Genomic DNA, 18,804 nt, shown 5'->3' on the forward strand with positions numbered 1-18,804 from the left:
ATGACGCAGATCGATTACGGACGCGCCGCGGGATACTTCCTGCTGAAGGATGTGTTCAACGGCTTCAAGCTGGGGTTCAAATATTTCTTCGCGCCCAAGGCGACGCTGAACTACCCGCATGAAAAGGGCCCGCTGAGCCCGCGGTTCCGGGGTGAGCACGCGCTGCGGCGCTATCCCAATGGCGAAGAGCGGTGCATTGCCTGCAAGCTGTGCGAGGCGATCTGCCCCGCGCAGGCGATCACCATCGACGCCGAGCCGCGCGACGACGGTAGCCGCCGCACGACGCGCTATGACATCGACATGACCAAGTGCATCTATTGCGGCTTCTGCCAGGAGGCCTGCCCGGTGGATGCCATCGTCGAGGGGCCGAATTTCGAGTTCGCCACCGAGACCCGCGAAGAGCTGTTCTATGACAAGCAGAAACTGCTGGAGAACGGCGAGCGGTGGGAAGCCGAGATCGCCCGCAACCTGGAAATGGACGCGCCTTACAGATGAGTAATCCGACGAACCCGTTCGAGGCCATGATGGCCCAGGCGCAGGAGATGGTGAAGACCATGAATCCGGCGCTTGAGTCGTTCTCGCCCAAGGGGTTCGAGGCGATGTGGCCCACCATGCCGAAGGAATTCATGGAGATGATGTTCGGCCGCGGCATCAGCAAGGACGGTCTGGACGCCAAGACGCGTCTGCTGATCACGCTTGCGGGGTTGACCATGCTGGGCGCGCAGAGCGATACGCAGATCAGGATGACCGTGCGCCACGCGCTGGAAGCGGGCGCCACGAAAGACGAGATTGCCGAGACCATCGCGATGATGGCGATGTTTGCCGGTATCCCGTCCATGAACCGGGCGATGGATTTCGCGCGCGAGGTCATGGACGAGGCCAAGGACGAGGATCAGGACACATGACCATTGCCGCGTTTTCCTTCTATCTCTTTGCGGTCTCGCTGTTGGCGGGGGGGCTGTTCACGGTGGTCAGCCGGAACCCGGTGCACTCGGTCCTGTGGCTGATCCTGGCGTTCCTGTCCGCGGCTGGCCTTTTCGTGCTTTTGGGCGCGGAGTTCGTGGCGATGCTCTTGATCATTGTCTATGTGGGCGCGGTCGCCGTGCTGTTCCTGTTCGTGGTGATGATGCTGGACGTGGATTTCGCCGAGCTGAAGGCGGAGATGGCGAAATACATGCCGCTGGCGCTGCTGATCGGGATCATATTGCTGATGCAATTCGGCGTCGCCTTCGGCAACTGGCAGATGGCCACGGATGCCGAGGGCGCGCGCGCGGCCGTCACGCCGACCGACCTGGAGAATACCAAGGCGCTGGGGATGCTGCTGTATGACCAGTATTTCCTGCTGTTCCAGCTGGCGGGTCTGATCCTGCTGGTGGCGATGATGGGCGCGATCGTGCTGACGCTGCGCCACCGCTCGGACGTCAAGCGGCAGGACGTGCTGGCGCAGATGTACCGCGATCCGGCCAAGGCGATGGAACTGAAGGACGTGAAACCGGGGCAGGGGTTGTAATCCTGCTGTTCGCGCCCCGGACCTGATCCGGGGCCTCCCGGACCGTCGGGCCCGGGCAAGAGACAATGAGGTCCCGGGTCAGGCCCGGGACGGGATGAAAAGACAAACGAACGGGCGCGGCCCGGAGGGACGACATGATTGGACTGGAGCATTACCTGACGGTGGCGGCGGCGCTGTTCGTCATCGGGATTTTCGGGCTTTTCCTGAACAGGAAAAACGTGATCATCCTGCTGATGTCGATCGAGTTGATGCTGCTGTCGGTCAACGTGAACCTCGTGGCATTTTCCAGCTTCCTGGGTGACATGGTGGGGCAGGTCTTTACCCTGTTCGTGCTGACCGTGGCCGCCGCGGAGGCCGCCATCGGGCTTGCCATTCTTGTCTGCTTCTTCCGCAACCGCGGCACGATCGCCGTGGAAGACGTCAACGTGATGAAGGGCTGAGGGCATGGAACAGATCATTCTATTCGGCCCGCTTCTGGGCGCCATCATCGCGGGCTTCGGCTGGCGCGTCATTGGGGACGCGGGCGCGCAGTGGGTGACCACGGGCCTGTTGTTCCTGTCGGCGCTCCTGAGCTGGATCGTGTTTTTCAGCTTCGACGGGACGACGCAGTACATCCACATCCTCGACTGGATCCAGTCGGGCGAACTGGACGTGGCGTGGTCGATCCGGCTGGACCGGCTGACGGCGATCATGCTGATCGTGATCACCACGGTGTCGGCGCTCGTGCACCTGTATTCGATGGGCTACATGGCCCATGACGAGAATTTCCGTGACGACGAGAGCTATCGCCCACGTTTCTTTGCCTATCTGAGCCTCTTTACCTTCGCCATGCTGATGCTGGTGACGGCGGACAACCTGGCGCAGATGTTCTTTGGCTGGGAGGGCGTGGGCCTGGCGTCTTACCTGCTGATCGGGTTCTATTTCCGCAAGCCAAGCGCCAACGCGGCGGCGATCAAGGCGTTCGTGGTGAACCGGGTGGGGGATTTCGGCTTTGCGCTGGGGATCTTTGCACTGTTCTTCCTGACAGGCTCGATCAATTTCGACGACGTGTTCGCGGCGGCGCCCGAGTTGGCGAATACGCAGCTGACGTTCCTCTGGACGGAGTGGAATGCGGCGAACCTGATCGCCTTCCTGCTGTTCGTCGGCGCGATGGGCAAATCGGCGCAGCTGTTCCTGCACACCTGGTTGCCGGACGCGATGGAAGGCCCGACGCCGGTGTCGGCGCTGATCCACGCGGCGACCATGGTGACGGCGGGGGTTTTCCTTGTCTGCCGGATGTCGCCGCTGATGGAGTTCGCGCCCGGCGCGCTGGCCTTCGTCACGGTGCTGGGCGGCATGACGGCGTTCTTTGCGGCCACGGTGGGGCTGGTGCAGAACGACATCAAGCGCGTCATCGCCTATTCGACCTGTTCGCAGCTGGGCTACATGTTCGTGGCCGCGGGTGTGGGGGCCTACAGCGTGGCAATGTTCCACCTGTTCACGCACGCGTTCTTCAAGGCGATGCTGTTCCTTGGCGCGGGCTCGGTCATCCACGGGATGCATCACGAGCAGGACATGCGGAACTATGGCGGGCTGCGCAAGAAGTTTCCCTATACGTTCTGGGCCATGCTGATCGGGACGCTGGCGATTACCGGCGTGGGCATCCCGCTGACCACGATCGGCTTTGCCGGCTTCCTGTCGAAGGACGCGATCATCGAGAGTGCCTATGCGGGCACCAGTGGTGGCTTTGCCTTCTGGGCGCTGGTCATCGCGGCGCTGTTCACCAGCTTCTACAGCTGGCGGCTGATGTTCCTGACCTTCTGGGGCGAGCCGCGCGGCGACAAGCACACGCATGAGCACGCGCACGAAAGCCCGATGGTGATGGTGGCGCCGCTGGGCGTGCTGGCGCTCGGGTCGATCTTTGCCGGCATGATCTGGTACAACAGCTTCTTCGGGCATACGGACACGGTGGCGAAGTTCTTTGGCGTGCCTTACGCGGAAGAGCAGCACCACGAAGAAGGCGCCGAGGAGCACGGTGAAGAGACCGCGGCGGCCGACGAGAGCCATGCCGAAGAGGGTGAGGCCCATGCCGAGACCGAAGAAGGCGGTTACGGCGAGGAGCATCACTATGTGTTCACCGGCGAGCCGGGCGAGGGCGCGATCTATGCCGCCGAGGGCAACACGATCCTGAACGACGCGCACGCGGTGCCGAAATGGGTCAAGGTCAGCCCCTTCGTGGCGATGATCGTCGGCTTCCTGACGGCGTTCTGGTTCTACATCCTGAACCCGTCGATCCCCGGACGGCTGGCCGAGAACCAGCGCCCGCTGTACCTGTTCCTGCTGAACAAGTGGTATTTCGACGAGATCTACGACTTTGTCTTCGTTCGGCCCGCCAAGCGGCTGGGCAGCCTGTTGTGGAAGAAGGGCGATGGCAACGTCATCGACGGGACCATCAACGGGGTCGCGATGGGGATCATCCCGTTCTTCACCCGCCTCGCCGGACGGGCCCAGTCGGGATACATCTTCACCTATGCCTTTGCCATGGTCATCGGGATCGCGGTGCTTGTCACATGGGTGAGCCTTAGCGGGGGAGCGAACTAATGGATAACCTGCTTTCCATCACCACCTTCATTCCCGCCATCGCGGCTTTCATCCTGGCGGTGTTCCTGCGGGGCGACGACGAAGCGGCGCAGCGCAATGCCAAGTGGGTGGCGCTGATCGCGACCGGGCTGACCTTTCTGGTCTCGCTGTTCATCCTGTTCGATTTTGATCCGAACAACACCGGCTTTCAGTTCGTGGAAGAACGCGAGTGGCTTCTGGGGCTGCAATACAAGATGGGCGTGGACGGGATCAGCATCCTGTTTGTCATCCTGACGACCTTCATGATGCCGATCACCATTGCCGCGTCGTGGAACGTGACGCACCGGGTGAAGGAATACATGATCGCCTTCCTGCTGCTGGAAACGCTCATGTTGGGCGTGTTCATGGCGCTGGACCTGGTGCTCTTTTACCTGTTCTTCGAGGCAGGGCTGATCCCGATGTTCCTGATCATCGGGATCTGGGGCGGCAAGGAACGCATTTATGCGTCGTTCAAGTTCTTCCTCTACACGTTTCTTGGCTCGGTCCTGATGCTGGTGGCGATGGTCGCCATGTTCGCCGAGGCGGGCACGACGGATATCCCGACGCTGATGACGCACAGTTTCGGGTCGGAGACGTTCAGCCTGCTGGGCATCCAGATCGTGGGCGGCATGCAGACGCTGCTGTTCATCGCGTTCTTCGCAAGTTTCGCGGTGAAGATGCCGATGTGGCCGGTGCATACCTGGCTGCCGGATGCGCACGTGCAGGCGCCGACGGCGGGCTCGGTCGTGCTGGCGGCGATCCTGTTGAAGATGGGCGGCTATGGCTTCCTGCGATTCAGCCTGCCGATGTTCCCGGTGGGGTCCGAAGTGCTGACGCCGCTGGTCTTGTGGATGTCGGCCATCGCCATCGTCTATACCTCGCTGGTCGCCCTGGCGCAGGAAGACATGAAGAAGCTGATCGCCTATTCGTCCGTGGCGCACATGGGCTACGTCACCATGGGGATCTTCGCGGCGAACCAGCAGGGGATCGACGGGGCGATCTTCCAGATGCTGAGCCACGGCTTCATCTCGGGTGCGCTGTTCCTGTGCGTGGGCGTGATCTATGACCGGATGCACACGCGCGAGATCGACGCCTATGGCGGCCTGGTGAACCGGATGCCGGCCTATGCTCTGATCTTCATGCTGTTCACGATGGCCAATGTGGGTCTGCCGGGCACGTCGGGCTTCATCGGGGAATTCCTGACGCTGATGGGGATATTCAAGGTCAACACCTGGGTGGCGCTGGTGGCCACGTCTGGCGTGATCCTGTCGGCGGCCTATGCGCTGTGGCTCTATCGCCGGGTGGTGCTGGGCGACCTGATCAAGGAAAGCCTGAAGTCGATCAAGGACATGACGCAGCGCGAGAAGGCGATCTTTGCCCCGCTGGTGGTGATGACCTTGCTGCTGGGCGTCTATCCTAGCCTTGTGACCGACATCATCGGCCCCTCGGTCGAGGCGCTGATTTCCAATTATGAAACGGCCCTGGTCGACGCGGACAGCGCGACCAAGCTGGCCGCTGCGACGGAGTAGTCCCATGCAGGCTGATCTGAATGTAATCCTGCCGGAGATCCTGATCTCGGTATACGCGATGGCGGCGCTTCTGGGCGTGGCCTATACCGGCAAGGATCGGTACGCGCCGCTGCTGGTGTGGATCACGGCGGCGGTCTTCGTGGTGATGGCGGCCTGGATCGGGTTCTCGGGCGATGGCACGCGCACGGCGTTCGGCGGCATGTTCAACGATGACGGGTTCGCGCGGTTCGCCAAGGTGGCGGTGCTGCTGTCGGCAGCGGCCGTGCTGCTGATGGGGCAGGACTACATGGCGCAGCGCGACATGCTGCGGTTCGAGTATCCGCTGCTGGTGGCGCTGGCGGCCGTGGGCATGATGATGATGGTCAGTGCCGGTGACCTGATGGCGCTTTACATGGGGCTGGAGTTGCAGTCGCTGGCGCTTTACGTCGTCGCCTCGCTGCGGCGCGACAGCGTGAAATCGACCGAAGCGGGCCTGAAATACTTCGTGCTGGGCGCGCTCAGCTCGGGCATCCTGCTGTACGGGGCCTCGCTGGTCTATGGCTATACCGGCACGACGCTGTTTTCCGGGATCATCGCATCGGCGGAAGGACAGGCGCCGCTCGGATTGCTGATCGGGCTGGTGTTCGTGCTGGCGGGGCTGGCCTTCAAGGTCTCGGCGGTTCCGTTCCACATGTGGACGCCGGACGTCTACGAGGGCGCGCCGACACCGATCACGGCGTTCTTTGCCACCGCGCCCAAGATGGCGGCGATGGCGCTTTTCGCCCGCGTGGCGCATGACGCGTTCGGCGGCGTGGTGGGCGACTGGCAGCAGGTGATCGCGGTGCTGTCGCTGTTGTCGATGTTCCTGGGCGGGATCGCCGCGATCGGGCAGACCGATATCAAGCGGCTGATGGCCTATTCGTCGATCGCGCATATGGGATACGCCCTGATGGGGCTGGCGGCGGGCACGGCGTTCGGCGTGCAGGCGATGCTGGTCTACATGGCGATCTACGTGACCATGAACGTCGGCACCTTCGCTTTTGTCCTGTCGATGGAACGCGACGGGCGGCCGGTGACGGATATCGCCAGCCTGAACCTTTATTCCCGGGCGCATCCGGGCCGGGCGCTGGCGGTGTTGATCCTGATGTTCAGCCTTGCGGGCGTGCCGCCTTTCCTGGGGTTCTTCGGCAAGCTTTACGTACTGCGGGCCGCTTACGATGGCGGGCTTGTCTGGCTGGCGGTGGCCGGGGTGATCGCGTCGGTGATCGGGGCGTTCTATTACCTGCGCATCGTCTTCTTCATGTATTTCGGCGAAGAGGGCGAGCCGCTGGAAGCGCGCAAATCGCCGGTGCTGTGGGGGTTCCTGATGGCGTCGGCGGCGATCATGGTCGTGGGGATGCTGAACATGTTCGGCGTCGAGGCCATGGCGCAGGCGGCGGCGGCGACGCTTGTCGACTGAACCGCATCGCAGTCTGGAAAAAGGTGACGCGCCCTTGGCGCGTCGCTTTGTTTTTCGGGCGCCTCCGGCGGGAGTATATTTTGAACAATGAAAGAGCCGTGGCCAGAAGGATACGGGCGGCGGGTGCTGGACGAGGTGGACAGCACCAACGCCGAGGCGGCGCGAATTGCGCCCGGCCTGAGCGGTCCGGAATGGATAATGGCGCGGCACCAGACGGCGGCGCGGGGGCGGCGCGGGCGACCCTGGGCCAACCCGGCGGGCAACTTCGCGGCGACGCTGGTGATGCGGCCCACGGAAAGCCCGGACCAGGTGGCGCTGCGGTCTTTCGTGGCCTCGCTGGCGCTTTTTGATGCGTTCGTGGCAGTGACGGGACGGCCTACGGGCTTTTCGCTGAAATGGCCGAATGACGTGCTGTTGAACGGCGGCAAGCTGGCCGGGATACTCTTGGAAAGCGCGGGCGCGGGTGGCGGGCTAAGCCATTTCGCCATCGGAATCGGGGTGAACCTGCGCGACGCACCCGAGGCGGACGCGGTGGAGCCGGGGGCTGTGCGGCCCGTATCGCTCATGTCCGAGACCGGGGTGGAGGTTGCAGCGGAGGAGTTCCTTGACCTGCTTGCTCCGGCCTATGCCAAGCTGGAGACACAGTTCGCGACGTATGGATTTGCGCCCATTCGCGCGGCCTGGATGGACCGGGCGGCGCGCTTGGGCGAAGTAATAACCGCAAGGACGGGCCGCGAGGAATTTACCGGCACGTTCGAGACGGTGGACGCGGGCGGCAATCTTGTTCTAACAGATGCCAAATCGCGCCACGTCATCCCGGCGGCGGACGTGTTTTTCTGACGAAAGAGAGGGGCGCCAAGATGCTTCTGGCGATCGACTGCGGCAACACCAACACGGTTTTCGCGATCTGGGACGGGTCGAAGTTTCTGTGCACCCTGCGCACCTCGACCCACCATGCGCGGACGGCGGATGCCTATTTCACGTGGTTCTCGACGCTTGTGAAGCATTACGAGATCGACCTCGATATCACCGATGTCATCATCTCGTCCACGGTGCCGCGCGTGGTGTTCAACCTGCGCGTCTTTGCGGACCGTTTCTTTGGCTGCCGGCCCATCGTGGTGGGCAAGCCGGAATGCGCGGTGCCGCGCCAGCCGCGGGTGGACGAGGGCACGCAGGTGGGGCCGGACCGGCTGGTGAATGCCGCCGGGGCCTACGACCTTTATGGCGGCAACCTGATCGTGGTGGATTTCGGCACAGCAACGACCTTTGACGTTGTGGCCGAGGATGGCGCCTATGTCGGGGGCGTGATTTCCCCCGGCGTCAACCTGAGCCTCGAGGCCTTGCACATGGCGGCGGCGGCCTTACCTCATATCGACGTGACGAAGCCCCAGAAGGTGATCGGCACCAACACGGTGGACTGTATGCAGTCGGGCGTGTTCTGGGGCTATGTCGGGCTGGTCAGCGGTGTGACAGAGCGGATCCGGGCCGAGTACGAGACGCCGATGAAGATCATCGGCACGGGTGGCCTTGCGCCGCTTTTCGCGCAGGGCGACCTGCTGTTCGACGAAATTCGAGAAGATTTGACGATGCATGGGCTGACCGTGATCCATGCCCATAACAAGGAAGGCTGATCGGGGATGAGCAGTGAGAGATTGACGTACCTTGCCCTTGGCGGGGCGGGGGAAATTGGCATGAACGCCTATGTCTACGGATACGGCGCGCCCGGCAAGGAAAGGTATATCCTTGTGGACCTCGGCGTGACGTTTCCGGACATGGATGGCACGCCGGGGGTGGACCTGATTTTCCCCGACATCGCGTGGCTGGAAGAGCGGCGCGACCAGTTGGAGGCGGTGTTCATCACCCACGCGCACGAAGACCACGTGGGTGCGGTGGCGCATTACTATGACCAGCTGGGCGCGCCGATTTACGCGCGGGCGTTCACCGCCAATATCGCGCGGCGGAAGATGGACGAGCATGGCCACCCGGAGAAGGCGGTGCAGACCGTGTCGCCCTGGCCCGAGACGACCCAAGCGGGACCGTTCACCGTGGGGTTCGCGCCGATCTCGCATTCGATCCCGGAAAGTTCCGGCCTCGTGATCGACACGCCGGCGGGGCGGATCGTGCATTCGGGCGATTTCAAGATCGACATGGACCCGGTGGTGGGCGAGGCCTTTGACGAGGCGATGTGGGCCGAGATCGCCAAGCCGGGGGTGAAGGCGCTGGTCTGCGACTCGACCAACGTGTTCAACGCCCATGAGGGGCGCAGCGAAAGCACCGTGGGCCCCGAGATCGAGAAGCTTGTCGCAGGCGCAAAGGGCATGGTCGTGGCGACGACATTCGCCAGCAACGTGGCACGGGTGAAGACGCTGGCCCAGGCCGGGGAACGGGCCGGGCGGTCGATCTGTCTGCTGGGCCGGGCGATGCGGCGGATGATCGAAGCCTCGGTCGAGACCGGCGTGCTGACCGATTTCCCGCGCACGATCAGCCCCGAGGACACGCGGGACATTCCGCGCGAGAACGTGATGCTGATCGTCACCGGCAGCCAGGGGGAACGGCGCGCGGCCAGTGCGCAGTTGGCGCAGGGCAAGTATAACGGGATTACGCTGAAGCCCGGGGACACGTTCCTGTTCTCGTCCAAGACGATTCCGGGCAACGAGCGCGGTGTCATTCGCATCATCAACCAGTTCAGCGAACAGGGCGTGGACGTTGTGGATGACAGCAGCGGCCTTTACCACGTGTCGGGGCACGCCAACCGGCCCGACCTGAAGAAGCTGCACCAGATTGTCCAACCGCAATTCGTGATTCCGATGCATGGCGAGCACCGGCACCTGCGCGAGCATGTGAAGTTGGCGGGCGAAAGCAAGCTGCACGGGGTTCTGGCGCCGAACGGCACGATGATCGATCTGAGCGGCAACCGTGCAGAGGTGGCCGAGTATGTCGACACCGGGCGGACCTACCTTGACGGGTCGGTGAAGGTCGGAGCACTTGACGGTATCGTGCGCGATCGGATCCGCATGGCGCTGAACGGGCACGTGACGATCAACGTGATCCTGGACGAGAGTGACGAACCGCTGGGCGAGCCCTGGTGCGAGATCATGGGGCTGGCCGAGACCGGCAGCAGCCGCGCGCCGCTGGTGGACGTTCTGGAAGAGGACCTGAGCCAGTTCATGGGGCGTGCGAAGCCCAAGACGCTGAGCGACGATGACGCGCTGGAGGACGGACTGCGCAAGGTGGCGCGTCAGAGCGCGCAGGGCGAGATCGGCAAGAAGCCCGAGGTGACGGTGATTATCAGCCGGTTGTCATAACGCTTGGGGCGGGGGCGCGAGGGCTTTCGCCCACCCTACGGAATCGGTTTGACGCGTGCGGAAGGTGGGTTCTCACCCACCCTACGAGGCCGGTTCAGGACACCATCCGCTCGTCGAAGCTCTTGGCGATGAAGCTGGGCAGGTGGTCGCCCATGCCGACGGGGCCGGACTTGTCCTTGTTGTCCTGCTTCTTGCCGCTGCTGCCACTGCGGCCGCGCGAAGGTTTCTCGCTTTCGTCCTGCGACTTGGATTCGGATTTCGCGTCGGCTGTCGGCTCGGACTTGGCGTCCTCGGTTTTCTGCGGTGCGGTGTCCTGCGCCTCTTGCGCCTCATCCGACTTGCGGCGGCTGCGCGAGCGGCGTGGCTTCTTCGGCGTGTCCTCGGTGGCTGCGTCGGCCTCGGGCTCGGGCGCGGCGTTACCCAGCGGGTTGTCGAGCTTGGGGATCTCTTTCTGGATCAGGTTCTCGACCGCGCTGAGAGCTTTCTCGTCGCGCGGGTTGCAGAGCGTGATCGCCTTGCCGTCGCGCCCGGCACGGCCGGTGCGGCCGATGCGGTGGACGTAATCCTCGGGGTGGCCGGGGACGTCGAAGTTGAACACATGGCTTACCGAGGGCACGTCAAGGCCGCGGGCGGCCACGTCGGAGGCCACGAGAATACGCAGATCGCCGGCGCGGAAGCCGTCGAGCGTGCGGGTGCGCTGGCTTTGGTCGAGGTCGCCGTGAATGGGCGCAGCGTCGTAGCCGTATTTCTTGAGCGACTTGGCTACGATATCCACATCCGTCTTGCGGTTGCAGAAGATGATCGCGTTGGTCAGCTTCTCGCCCTCGGCGTCGATCAGCGCGCGCAGCAGCTTGCGTTTCTCGCTGTCTGCCCGGTCGCGGCGCGAGGGTTTGAACATCGCCACGCCCTGTTCGATCGTCTCGGAGGCCGTCGCCTGACGGGCCACCTCGATGCGTTCGGGGCTGGAGAGGAACGTGTTGGTGATGCGCTCGATCTCGGGCGCCATGGTGGCGGAAAAGAAAAGCGTCTGGCGGGTGAAGGGCGTCAGGCCGAAGATGCGCTCGATATCGGGGATGAAGCCCATGTCGAGCATCCGGTCGGCCTCGTCCACGACCATGACTTTCACGTCCGAAAGGATCAGCTTGCCGCGCTCGAAATGGTCGAGCAGGCGTCCGGGCGTGGCGATCAGGACGTCGACGCCCTTGTCGATGATCTGTTCCTGCTCCTTGAAGCTTACGCCGCCGATCAGCAGCGCCTTGGTCAGCTTGAGGTACTTGGAATAGGTGTCGAAATTCTCGGCCACCTGCGCGGCGAGTTCGCGCGTGGGGCAAAGCACCAGGCTGCGCGGCATGCGCGCGCGGGCACGGCCCCGGGCCAGAAGCGACAGCATGGGCAGGGTAAACCCGGCGGTCTTGCCGGTGCCGGTCTGGGCGATGCCCAAGACGTCGCGGCCTTCGAGCGCGGGAGGTATGGCGCCCGCCTGGATGGGGGTGGGGGTTTCGTAGCCGGCTTCTTCGACGGCTTTCAGAACCTTGGGGTTCAGGCTCAGGTCAGAAAATTTTGTCATGTATGTCCACAGGTTTGCGGACACGATTCTGGCCCGCCATCTCGAATTGGCCCGTAAGTGCAGGGCCTTGGTGCACTTCCCCTATCTGAAGGCCGGGCGTTGGTCAATGTGCGACGCCACGGGACGGACAAAGTGTGTATGTCGTGTGAATTGTGTGCGTTGCGGCAACAATCAAGGGCGATCAGGTGAAATTCGGGAAATGCCGGGCGCGTTTGGCGTCCAGATCGAGGGAGACCGCGTGCAGGTGGCCGAGCGCGTCGAGCCGGGTGCGCAGGTCCGGCGTGGCCACACAGACCTCGGTGAAGAAGGCGCGCAGGGCGTCTTCGCCCCCCTCGGACTCGAGCATCGAGAACAGCTGGTGCATCGTCAGGGCCGTTTCCGAGTGCCGGGCGTTGGCTTTGAGGTCGGGCCGGTAGGAGCCTCGGGTGAGCCGGTAGCGGAACCGCGCCTGCCAGTCGTCCCAGGTGGGGGCATGAAGATGCACGAGGCGACAGTCGTGGAGGTCGAAGAGGTTGGAATCGCGTGTCTTTCCGACGAACGCGTTATGGATACGGATGCTGACATCGGGCTGCCCGGTGCGCACGAATAACTTCCCGGCGACGTGGCTGAGAAAGCCGCCATTCAGATGCTCGCCGTAGCAGGGGTAAAGCCTGGCGGTCTGTTCACGGCGGATCCGCAGCATCGGATCGAAGCCCTTGCACCAGATTGTGCCGGGCGGCGGCGGGTCGGCGGGATCGGGCTGCATTGCCTCGATCGGGCGCACGCGGGCAGACAGGATGCCGGGCGGGATCGCAGCCAGTTGGGCGGTGAGCGGCGACAGGGGCTGCAAGAATTCATCGACGTCGACATGCAGGAGCCAGTCGACCTGCGGATCGCGTGTATAGCAATGCGTGGCGTTGAGCGACTGGCGGTGCTGGTGCGCGTCCGGCCGCCCCTTGTCGCGGCGGCGGCGTTTCCAGTAATTGGCATCCGTCAGGATCACGCGGCATTTGGGGTGCCGCTTGAGCGCCGAGCGGGCCTGCGCCGTGTCCTCGTCCAGGTAGACAAACACCCGGTGGGCGCCCAGGTCGAGGTAGTGCGCGGCAAAATTCAGGATGTCTTGGGCGGGCGCATTGATTGTGGCGACCACGCCCCATGTGGGGTCACTGCTCATGGCCTGAGCATGTGACAGGGGCGCTGTGCGCGCAAGAGGTCGGTACCTCTGGCAGGGATATTTGAGGCCAGGAGAAGGTCAGGGGTGCGTTTGCGTGGCCGAGTGGTGCGGTGAAGGGCGGTACCCGGCGGCCAGTGTGGCGACGGTCGAGGCCGGTGTGAGCACGGTCGCGGGTCTCGTGGTGCGGGGCAGGGCGGCGGTGTAGCCGCCGGGGGTGTAGCGCAGGAGGCGGTCGCCCCATACCAGATGCGGCGCGTCGTCGTGCAGGATGAAGGCGCCATCGGGCAGCGTTTCGAGGGCTGCCGTGTGGCGGACCTGCGCGCGCGTGCGCGTGACGCGATCGCGGTGCATCAGGCGGTCGATTTCGGCCAGCGTCGCGGTGCCGTTGGCGGCGCGGAAAAGCGAAACGAAGCGTTTAAACTCCGGGCGACGGCATTCGCCGCAGGGGCGGTGACCGGCGGCGAGCGCCGTGGGCTCGTCGAGGAAGAAAAGTTCGGTGTAGGCTCCGGGCTGCATCAGGGCACGGCGGCGGCCCTTGAAGCTCAGCTGACAGGTGACCCAGTGAGCGTGCCGCCAGCGCGCCTTGCCCAGTCGTTGATCGGCGTCGTGCAGGATGCCCCGGTTTCCCATGAGGGTGCCGCGTTCCGGCGTGGCCGCGATCTCGCCCGTGGGCATGACTCGGTTCTGCAGGGTCACGGTTGCTTCCTGGCGCGACGCTCTGCCCGTGCCGCCTTCATTCGCTGGACGCGGGAGAAGACGGTACGCGTGTCGGTGACGACAAGGCGCAGCATCGCGCGGGCAAGAGGGGCGATGGTCGCGTCGGCCTCGGACAGCAGCCAGAGCCGGGCGAGCATGTTCTTGTCGAGGTCGCCAGACTTGAAGGAATAGCGGGTGACCCCGAAAGGCATACTGTGGTGCTTTTCACCGGGCCGAAGGCTGAAGAGCTTTCGCCCGGAGAGCCCGCTGTAGCTGCGTTCGCTCTCGTAGAGCTTGATCGTGTCGAAGAGCACTGAAAGCCCCATCCCGCAGGCGCGTTGGTCGCCGGTCCGGCCATGATCCGCAAAGGTGGTGGCGGAGGACACCATCCAGCGCACGGGCATGTCCTTGACCAGGCGTGCACCATGCTCGGACCACAGGCGGAAAAACAGGGTCAGGGCCTCATCCGGCGGATCACGCCGGCGCAGCACCGCGATGAGGATCGCGTTCAGCACATGCGCCTCGCTGTAGCCGGCCAGTTGAACGCTGAAATCCTCGTGCTTTTCGTGGATGTCGCGCGTTTTCCGGCGCGGTGGCACGGGGCCGGGGGAAACGGTCGCGTGGAAGAAGCGCGAGAGGTCCGCATCGATTGGCGGCAGCAGGTCTTGCCAATTGGTGAATTGGGTGCGCTTGTCCTCGAACCGCTTTACGAGAGAGGCAAATCCGCCGGGGTATACCTGGTCATCCATTGCGCCAGAATGATGCGAAGAGGCCCGTCACACCATCATTTCCTTGGTCGCCGACAGATTGACGTCCGGGTAGTCGCGTTCGATGCGGTCGATGTCCCATTGCAGGCGGGTGAGGTAGACCGTGTCGCCGTCGTTATCGAGCGCGATGTGCTGCTTGTTGGCGTTGACGAGTTTCTCGACCGCCTCTTTCGGGCCGTGGACCCAGCGGGCGGAGGTGAACTGCGACTGCTCGAAGCGGACGGGCAGACCGTATTCCTGCTCGATCCTGCTGCCCAGAACCTCGAACTGCAGTTGCCCCACGACGCCGACGATGAAGCCCGCGCCCATGGTGGGCTTGAACACCTTGGCGGCGCCTTCCTCGGCGAATTGCATGAGGGCCTTTTCCAGGTGCTTGGCCTTCATCGGATCGCCTGCGCGGCAGTTTTGCAGCAGTTCCGGCGCGAAGGACGGGATGCCGGTGACGCGCAGGGCCTCGCCCTCGGTCAGGGTGTCGCCGATGCGCAGCTGGCCGTGGTTGGGGATGCCGATGATGTCGCCGGCCCAGGCCTCTTCGGCCAGTTCGCGGTCGGAAGCGAGAAAGAGCACGGGCGCGGAAACCGTCATGGGTTTCTTGGAGCGCACATGGGTGAGTTTCATGCCGCGCTTGAAGTGGCCGGACGCCATGCGCACGAAGGCGACGCGGTCGCGGTGCTTGGGGTCCATGTTGGCTTGCACCTTGAAGACGAATCCGGAAACCTTTGATTCCTCTGGTGAAATCTGGCGTGGCTCGGCCGATTGGGGCTGCGGCTCGGGGCCGTAAGTGCCGATGCCGTCCATCAATTCCTTGACGCCGAAAGAGTTGATGGCGGAGCCGAACCAGATCGGGGTCATATGGCCTTCGAGTACCGATTGCGGGTTGAGATCCGGCAGCAATTCGCGGGCCATTTCAACGTCTTCGCGCAGTTTCTCGACCAGATGCGCGGGGACGTGGTCCTCCAGCTTGGGGTCGTCCAGACCGTCGATCTTGATGCTTTCCGCCACCTTGTTGCGGTCGGCGCGGTCCATCAGTTCCAGCCGGTTGCGCAGCATGTCGTAGCAGCCGATGAAATCGCGGCCGACGCCGATGGGCCAAGAGGCCGGGGTCACGTCGATCGCCAGCATCTCCTGTATTTCGTCAATGATCTCAAAGGTATCGCGGCTTTCGCGGTCCATCTTGTTGCAGAAGGTCAGGATCGGTAGGTCGCGCAGTCGGCAGACCTCGAACAGCTTCTGCGTCTGGCTTTCCACGCCCTTGGCACCGTCGATCACCATGACGGCGGCGTCGACCGCGGTGAGGGTGCGATAGGTATCCTCTGAGAAGTCCGAGTGGCCGGGCGTGTCAACGAGGTTGAAGCGGAAGTCGTTGAAATCGAACGACATTGCGGAGGCCGAGACGGAAATGCCCCGGTCTTTCTCCATCTGCATGTAGTCCGAGCGGGTACGCCGTGCCTCGCCCTTGGCGCGGACCTGACCGGCCATCTGGATGGCGCCGCCGTAGAGCAAGAACTTCTCGGTCAGGGTGGTCTTGCCGGCATCGGGGTGGCTGATGATGGCAAAGGTGCGCCGCCGCGCGATTTCGGGCGGCAGATCGGGGCGATTTGGGACGGTATCCAACATGAGCGACGCTATAGAGGCGGCGCGGGGCGGGTGCAAGATTCGGGCGTCGGTATCGCGTCGGTATTCGAGTGGCATCGCGTCGGTGTCATCTTGGTGTGCCAGGGTGATGCTGTCAGGATGTGGCCAGAGACCGCCTGCGGCATCGAAACGCCAGTGGACCGGAACGCTGCGGCGTGGCAGCATTGGAACATTACGTGAACGTCAGAAATGGGAGTTTCGACAGATGGGCATGATGGAGATTGCAAATGAACTGGTCGCCGGGTGCCGCGAGGGCCGGGCGAAGGAAAACCTGGGCCGGCTTTACGCCGCCGATGCGGTGTCGGTTGAGGCCGTCGACATGGGGCAGGGCCGAGAGACGCACGGGCTGGACGGGATCCGGGCAAAACACGAGCGGTGGGAAGGCGCGATGGAGATGCTGGAGGCCGAGGTCGCCGGACCGATGTGGCACGGCGACGACCGGTTCGCGGTGATCTTCCGCTCGAAGGTCAAGGAGACGGAGACCGGCAAGGTGTCGGACATGGAGGAGGTCGGCATTTACACCGTGGCGGATGGCAAGATCGTGCGCGAGGAGTTCTTTTACACCTACTCGGAGGTGTGAGGCGGATCAGCGCGTCGAGGCGTCCTTGAGTAGCCGGGCCATGTCGGGCTGGATGTCGGCCTCGTTCACCTCGAATTCCAGGTGGGCGCGGTTGCCGTGCCCGCCCAGGGGCAGGGCGCGGGCGAGTTCGTCGTTGAGATCCTGCGGCAGGACGGCGCGGGTGCGCGGGTCGACCAGCAGGGTCTCGGCGGCGATGCCTTCGGCATAGATGATCTGGTGGGTGTCGAAGAGCAGCTGGTAGTATTCGACGAAGCCGCCATCCTCCTGCACCACGGTGTCGCCGTTCACCAGATGGCGGGCGCGGATCAGCACCTCGGACCGGCCGGCGCCGAGCGCGTCGGAGCGTTGATAGACGAACAATCGGTGATCGGGGCTGACCAGCAGGTCGCCGGTGTTGTTCATGGCGCCCGCGCGGATGCGGATGGGGGAGAACTCGCCCACGGCGCGCACGGTGGACTGACCGATCCAGCGCACTGGCTGGGGGCCGTCGTCGCGGGTGAGGACGCGGTCGCCGATCTTGAGATCCTCGATCGCGGTCTGGGCGCCGGAGGCCATGGTGATATGCGTGCCCTTGGAAAACGAAACGCAGGCCACTTCGGCGAATTTCTGGCGGGCGTTGACGGTGTCGATGCCCACGAGGCTGTAGCCGGTGCGCGGTTTCAGCTGGGCCAGCGGGTGAGCATAGACCTGGGCCACGTCGCCGGCGGCGTCGACCTCGACCAGGATCAGGATCTCGGAGGTCTGGCCGTTGGCGGACATCATTGTCAGGCAGCTGTCGAGATGGACGGTGGCGCCGGGTGTGCCAAGGCGGGAGCCGTCCATGATGGTGAGCGCATTGCCGCCGCCGGGGGCCAGCGACATGCGGTGCAGGCGGGCGCCGACGCGCAGGTCATAGGTGTCGTCGAGGTCGAGTTCGTGCGCGAAGGAAATGGAATCGCCCAGGTTGGCCCCGTTGATGACAGTGAAATCCGCCGCCCGAAGGACGGGGATGGCGTAGGCCGGACGCTCTGGGCCCTTGGTCATGCTGTTCCTTTGTCCTGTTGCGGTCCGTTGGCGGACCTGCGCTGCCTGCTTGGGTGGCGTAGCGTAGGATTATGGCGTCATGTGGTCAACATGGCGACGCGAACAGGGGATTTGCTGGTCCTTTGGCGGGAGGGAGTGCTAACTGGGGTCGAAAATATCGGGAGTTTGTATCATGGACCTTGGAATAAAAGGTAAACGCGCGTTGGTCTGCGCGTCGTCGAAAGGGTTGGGGTTGGGCTGTGCCCGGGCGCTGGCCGAGGCGGGCGTGGACCTGGTGATGAACGCCCGCGGGGAAGAGGCGCTGGAGGTGTCGGCGCAGGCCATTCGCGACGAGTTCGACGTAAAGGTGACCACCGTGGCCTGTGACGTGACCACGCCGGAAGGGCAGAAGAAGGTGATAAGCGCCGCGGAAGGCGTTGATATCCTTGTGACAAACGCAGGTGGCCCGCCACCGGGAAAGTGGACGGATTGGGACCGGGAGGATTTCATCAAGGCGCTGGATGCCAACATGCTGACGCCCATCGCGTTCATCAAGGCGTTGGTGCCGGGGATGATGGAGCGCGGCTGGGGCCGGGTCGTGAACATCACCTCGCAAAGCGTGAAGGCGCCGATCCCGGTGCTGGGGCTGAGCAATTCGGCGCGTGCGGGGCTGACCGGGTACGTTGCGGGCACGGCGCGGCAGGTTGCGGGAAAAGGTGTGAATATCAATAACCTGCAGCCTGGCATTCATGCAACGGACCGGGCTGATTCGCTGGACAAGGGCGTGAGCGAGGCGCAGTCGATCAGCATCGACGAAGCCCGTGCGCAGCGGGCGGCGACGATCCCGGCCGGGCGCTATGGCACGGCCGAGGAATTCGGCGCAAGCTGCGCGTTCCTGTGCAGCCAGCACGCTGGGTTCATCGTGGGGCAGAACATCCTGCTGGATGGCGGCGCGATCAACGCCACGATGTAATAGTCGCGCACACGGGCGATCACGTTCGCGTCGGGATGCGCGAAGAGTCTG

18 protein-coding genes are annotated in these 18,804 nt (G+C 63.9%); 12 read left to right on the plus strand and 6 right to left on the minus strand.

Going from position 1 to position 18,804, the window contains the following annotated elements; translation table 11 throughout:
• From nuoI to RBB18_RS02925, 10 genes are all read left to right on the plus strand, one after another.
• On the plus strand, positions 1-495 hold the full coding sequence (gene nuoI / locus RBB18_RS02880; protein ID WP_103761514.1) for an NADH-quinone oxidoreductase subunit NuoI: 495 nt from the start codon (positions 1-3) through the stop codon (positions 493-495).
• The gene (locus tag RBB18_RS02885; RefSeq protein ID WP_103761513.1) at positions 492-905 is read left to right on the plus strand and encodes a carboxymuconolactone decarboxylase family protein; all 414 of its coding nucleotides are present in this window, start codon (positions 492-494) and stop codon (positions 903-905) included. The genes nuoI and RBB18_RS02885 overlap by 4 nt, the downstream gene beginning before the upstream one ends.
• On the plus strand, positions 902-1,510 hold the full coding sequence (locus RBB18_RS02890; protein ID WP_103761512.1) for an NADH-quinone oxidoreductase subunit J: 609 nt from the start codon (positions 902-904) through the stop codon (positions 1,508-1,510). The genes RBB18_RS02885 and RBB18_RS02890 overlap by 4 nt, the downstream gene beginning before the upstream one ends.
• 134 nt (positions 1,511-1,644) lie before the next feature.
• A complete protein-coding gene (gene nuoK, locus RBB18_RS02895; RefSeq protein ID WP_057789867.1) occupies positions 1,645-1,950 on the plus strand; it encodes an NADH-quinone oxidoreductase subunit NuoK in 306 nt (101 codons plus the stop codon).
• A gap of 4 nt (positions 1,951-1,954) precedes the next feature.
• The gene (gene nuoL, locus RBB18_RS02900) at positions 1,955-4,090 is read left to right on the plus strand and encodes an NADH-quinone oxidoreductase subunit L (RefSeq protein WP_274592042.1); all 2,136 of its coding nucleotides are present in this window, start codon (positions 1,955-1,957) and stop codon (positions 4,088-4,090) included.
• Positions 4,090-5,637 (plus strand): NADH-quinone oxidoreductase subunit M, encoded by a 1,548-nt coding sequence (locus tag RBB18_RS02905; protein WP_103761510.1) that lies wholly within the window; start codon positions 4,090-4,092, stop codon positions 5,635-5,637. Before nuoL ends, RBB18_RS02905 begins: the two co-directional genes overlap by 1 nt.
• A gap of 4 nt (positions 5,638-5,641) precedes the next feature.
• Positions 5,642-7,075, plus strand: coding sequence for an NADH-quinone oxidoreductase subunit NuoN (nuoN, locus tag RBB18_RS02910; RefSeq protein WP_103761509.1), 1,434 nt, complete (start codon positions 5,642-5,644; stop codon positions 7,073-7,075).
• Positions 7,076-7,162: 87 nt separating this feature from the next.
• Entirely contained in the window at positions 7,163-7,915 is a 753-nt protein-coding gene (locus tag RBB18_RS02915) for a biotin--[acetyl-CoA-carboxylase] ligase (protein ID WP_103761508.1), read from the plus strand.
• Positions 7,916-7,935: 20 nt separating this feature from the next.
• Positions 7,936-8,706, plus strand: a complete 771-nt coding sequence (locus RBB18_RS02920; protein WP_306110596.1) for a type III pantothenate kinase — start codon at positions 7,936-7,938, stop codon at positions 8,704-8,706.
• Positions 8,707-8,712: 6 nt separating this feature from the next.
• Positions 8,713-10,380 carry a ribonuclease J gene (locus RBB18_RS02925; protein WP_103761506.1) on the plus strand — a complete coding sequence of 556 codons (1,668 nt, stop codon included), beginning with the start codon at positions 8,713-8,715 and terminating at the stop codon, positions 10,378-10,380.
• Positions 10,381-10,474: 94 nt separating this feature from the next.
• Here RBB18_RS02925 and RBB18_RS02930 read toward each other — a convergent pair whose 3' ends face one another.
• From RBB18_RS02930 to RBB18_RS02950, 5 genes are all read right to left on the minus strand, one after another.
• Positions 10,475-11,947 carry a DEAD/DEAH box helicase gene (locus RBB18_RS02930; protein ID WP_306110595.1) on the minus strand — a complete coding sequence of 491 codons (1,473 nt, stop codon included), beginning with the start codon at positions 11,945-11,947 and terminating at the stop codon, positions 10,475-10,477.
• Between the two features lie 181 nt (positions 11,948-12,128).
• Positions 12,129-13,100, minus strand: a complete 972-nt coding sequence (locus RBB18_RS02935; RefSeq protein WP_306110594.1) for a glycosyltransferase family 2 protein — start codon at positions 13,098-13,100, stop codon at positions 12,129-12,131.
• A 78-nt stretch (positions 13,101-13,178) separates the two neighbouring features.
• Positions 13,179-13,796, minus strand: a complete 618-nt coding sequence (locus tag RBB18_RS02940) for a hypothetical protein (RefSeq protein WP_306110593.1) — start codon at positions 13,794-13,796, stop codon at positions 13,179-13,181.
• The gene (locus RBB18_RS02945; RefSeq protein WP_306110592.1) at positions 13,793-14,545 is read right to left on the minus strand and encodes a hypothetical protein; all 753 of its coding nucleotides are present in this window, start codon (positions 14,543-14,545) and stop codon (positions 13,793-13,795) included. The genes RBB18_RS02940 and RBB18_RS02945 overlap by 4 nt, the downstream gene beginning before the upstream one ends.
• 27 nt (positions 14,546-14,572) lie before the next feature.
• Complete coding sequence (locus tag RBB18_RS02950) at positions 14,573-16,180, minus strand: peptide chain release factor 3 (protein WP_306110591.1); 1,608 nt, start codon at positions 16,178-16,180, stop codon at positions 14,573-14,575.
• 229 nt (positions 16,181-16,409) lie between these two features.
• Between RBB18_RS02950 and RBB18_RS02955 the strand changes: the two genes are divergently transcribed.
• On the plus strand, positions 16,410-16,778 hold the full coding sequence (locus RBB18_RS02955; RefSeq protein WP_371931577.1) for a nuclear transport factor 2 family protein: 369 nt from the start codon (positions 16,410-16,412) through the stop codon (positions 16,776-16,778).
• A 6-nt stretch (positions 16,779-16,784) separates the two neighbouring features.
• On the opposite strand, the gene RBB18_RS02960 is transcribed toward RBB18_RS02955, so the two are convergent.
• Positions 16,785-17,801 carry a Hint domain-containing protein gene (locus RBB18_RS02960; RefSeq protein WP_306110589.1) on the minus strand — a complete coding sequence of 339 codons (1,017 nt, stop codon included), beginning with the start codon at positions 17,799-17,801 and terminating at the stop codon, positions 16,785-16,787.
• A 172-nt stretch (positions 17,802-17,973) separates the two neighbouring features.
• On the opposite strand from RBB18_RS02960, the gene RBB18_RS02965 reads away from it, so the two are divergent.
• A complete protein-coding gene (locus tag RBB18_RS02965; RefSeq protein ID WP_306110588.1) occupies positions 17,974-18,753 on the plus strand; it encodes an SDR family oxidoreductase in 780 nt (259 codons plus the stop codon).
• Positions 18,754-18,804: the final 51 nt, after the last annotated feature.

This window comes from Roseovarius sp. MMSF_3298 (assembly GCF_030733705.1).
Taxonomy (GTDB): domain Bacteria; phylum Pseudomonadota; class Alphaproteobacteria; order Rhodobacterales; family Rhodobacteraceae; genus Roseovarius; species Roseovarius confluentis.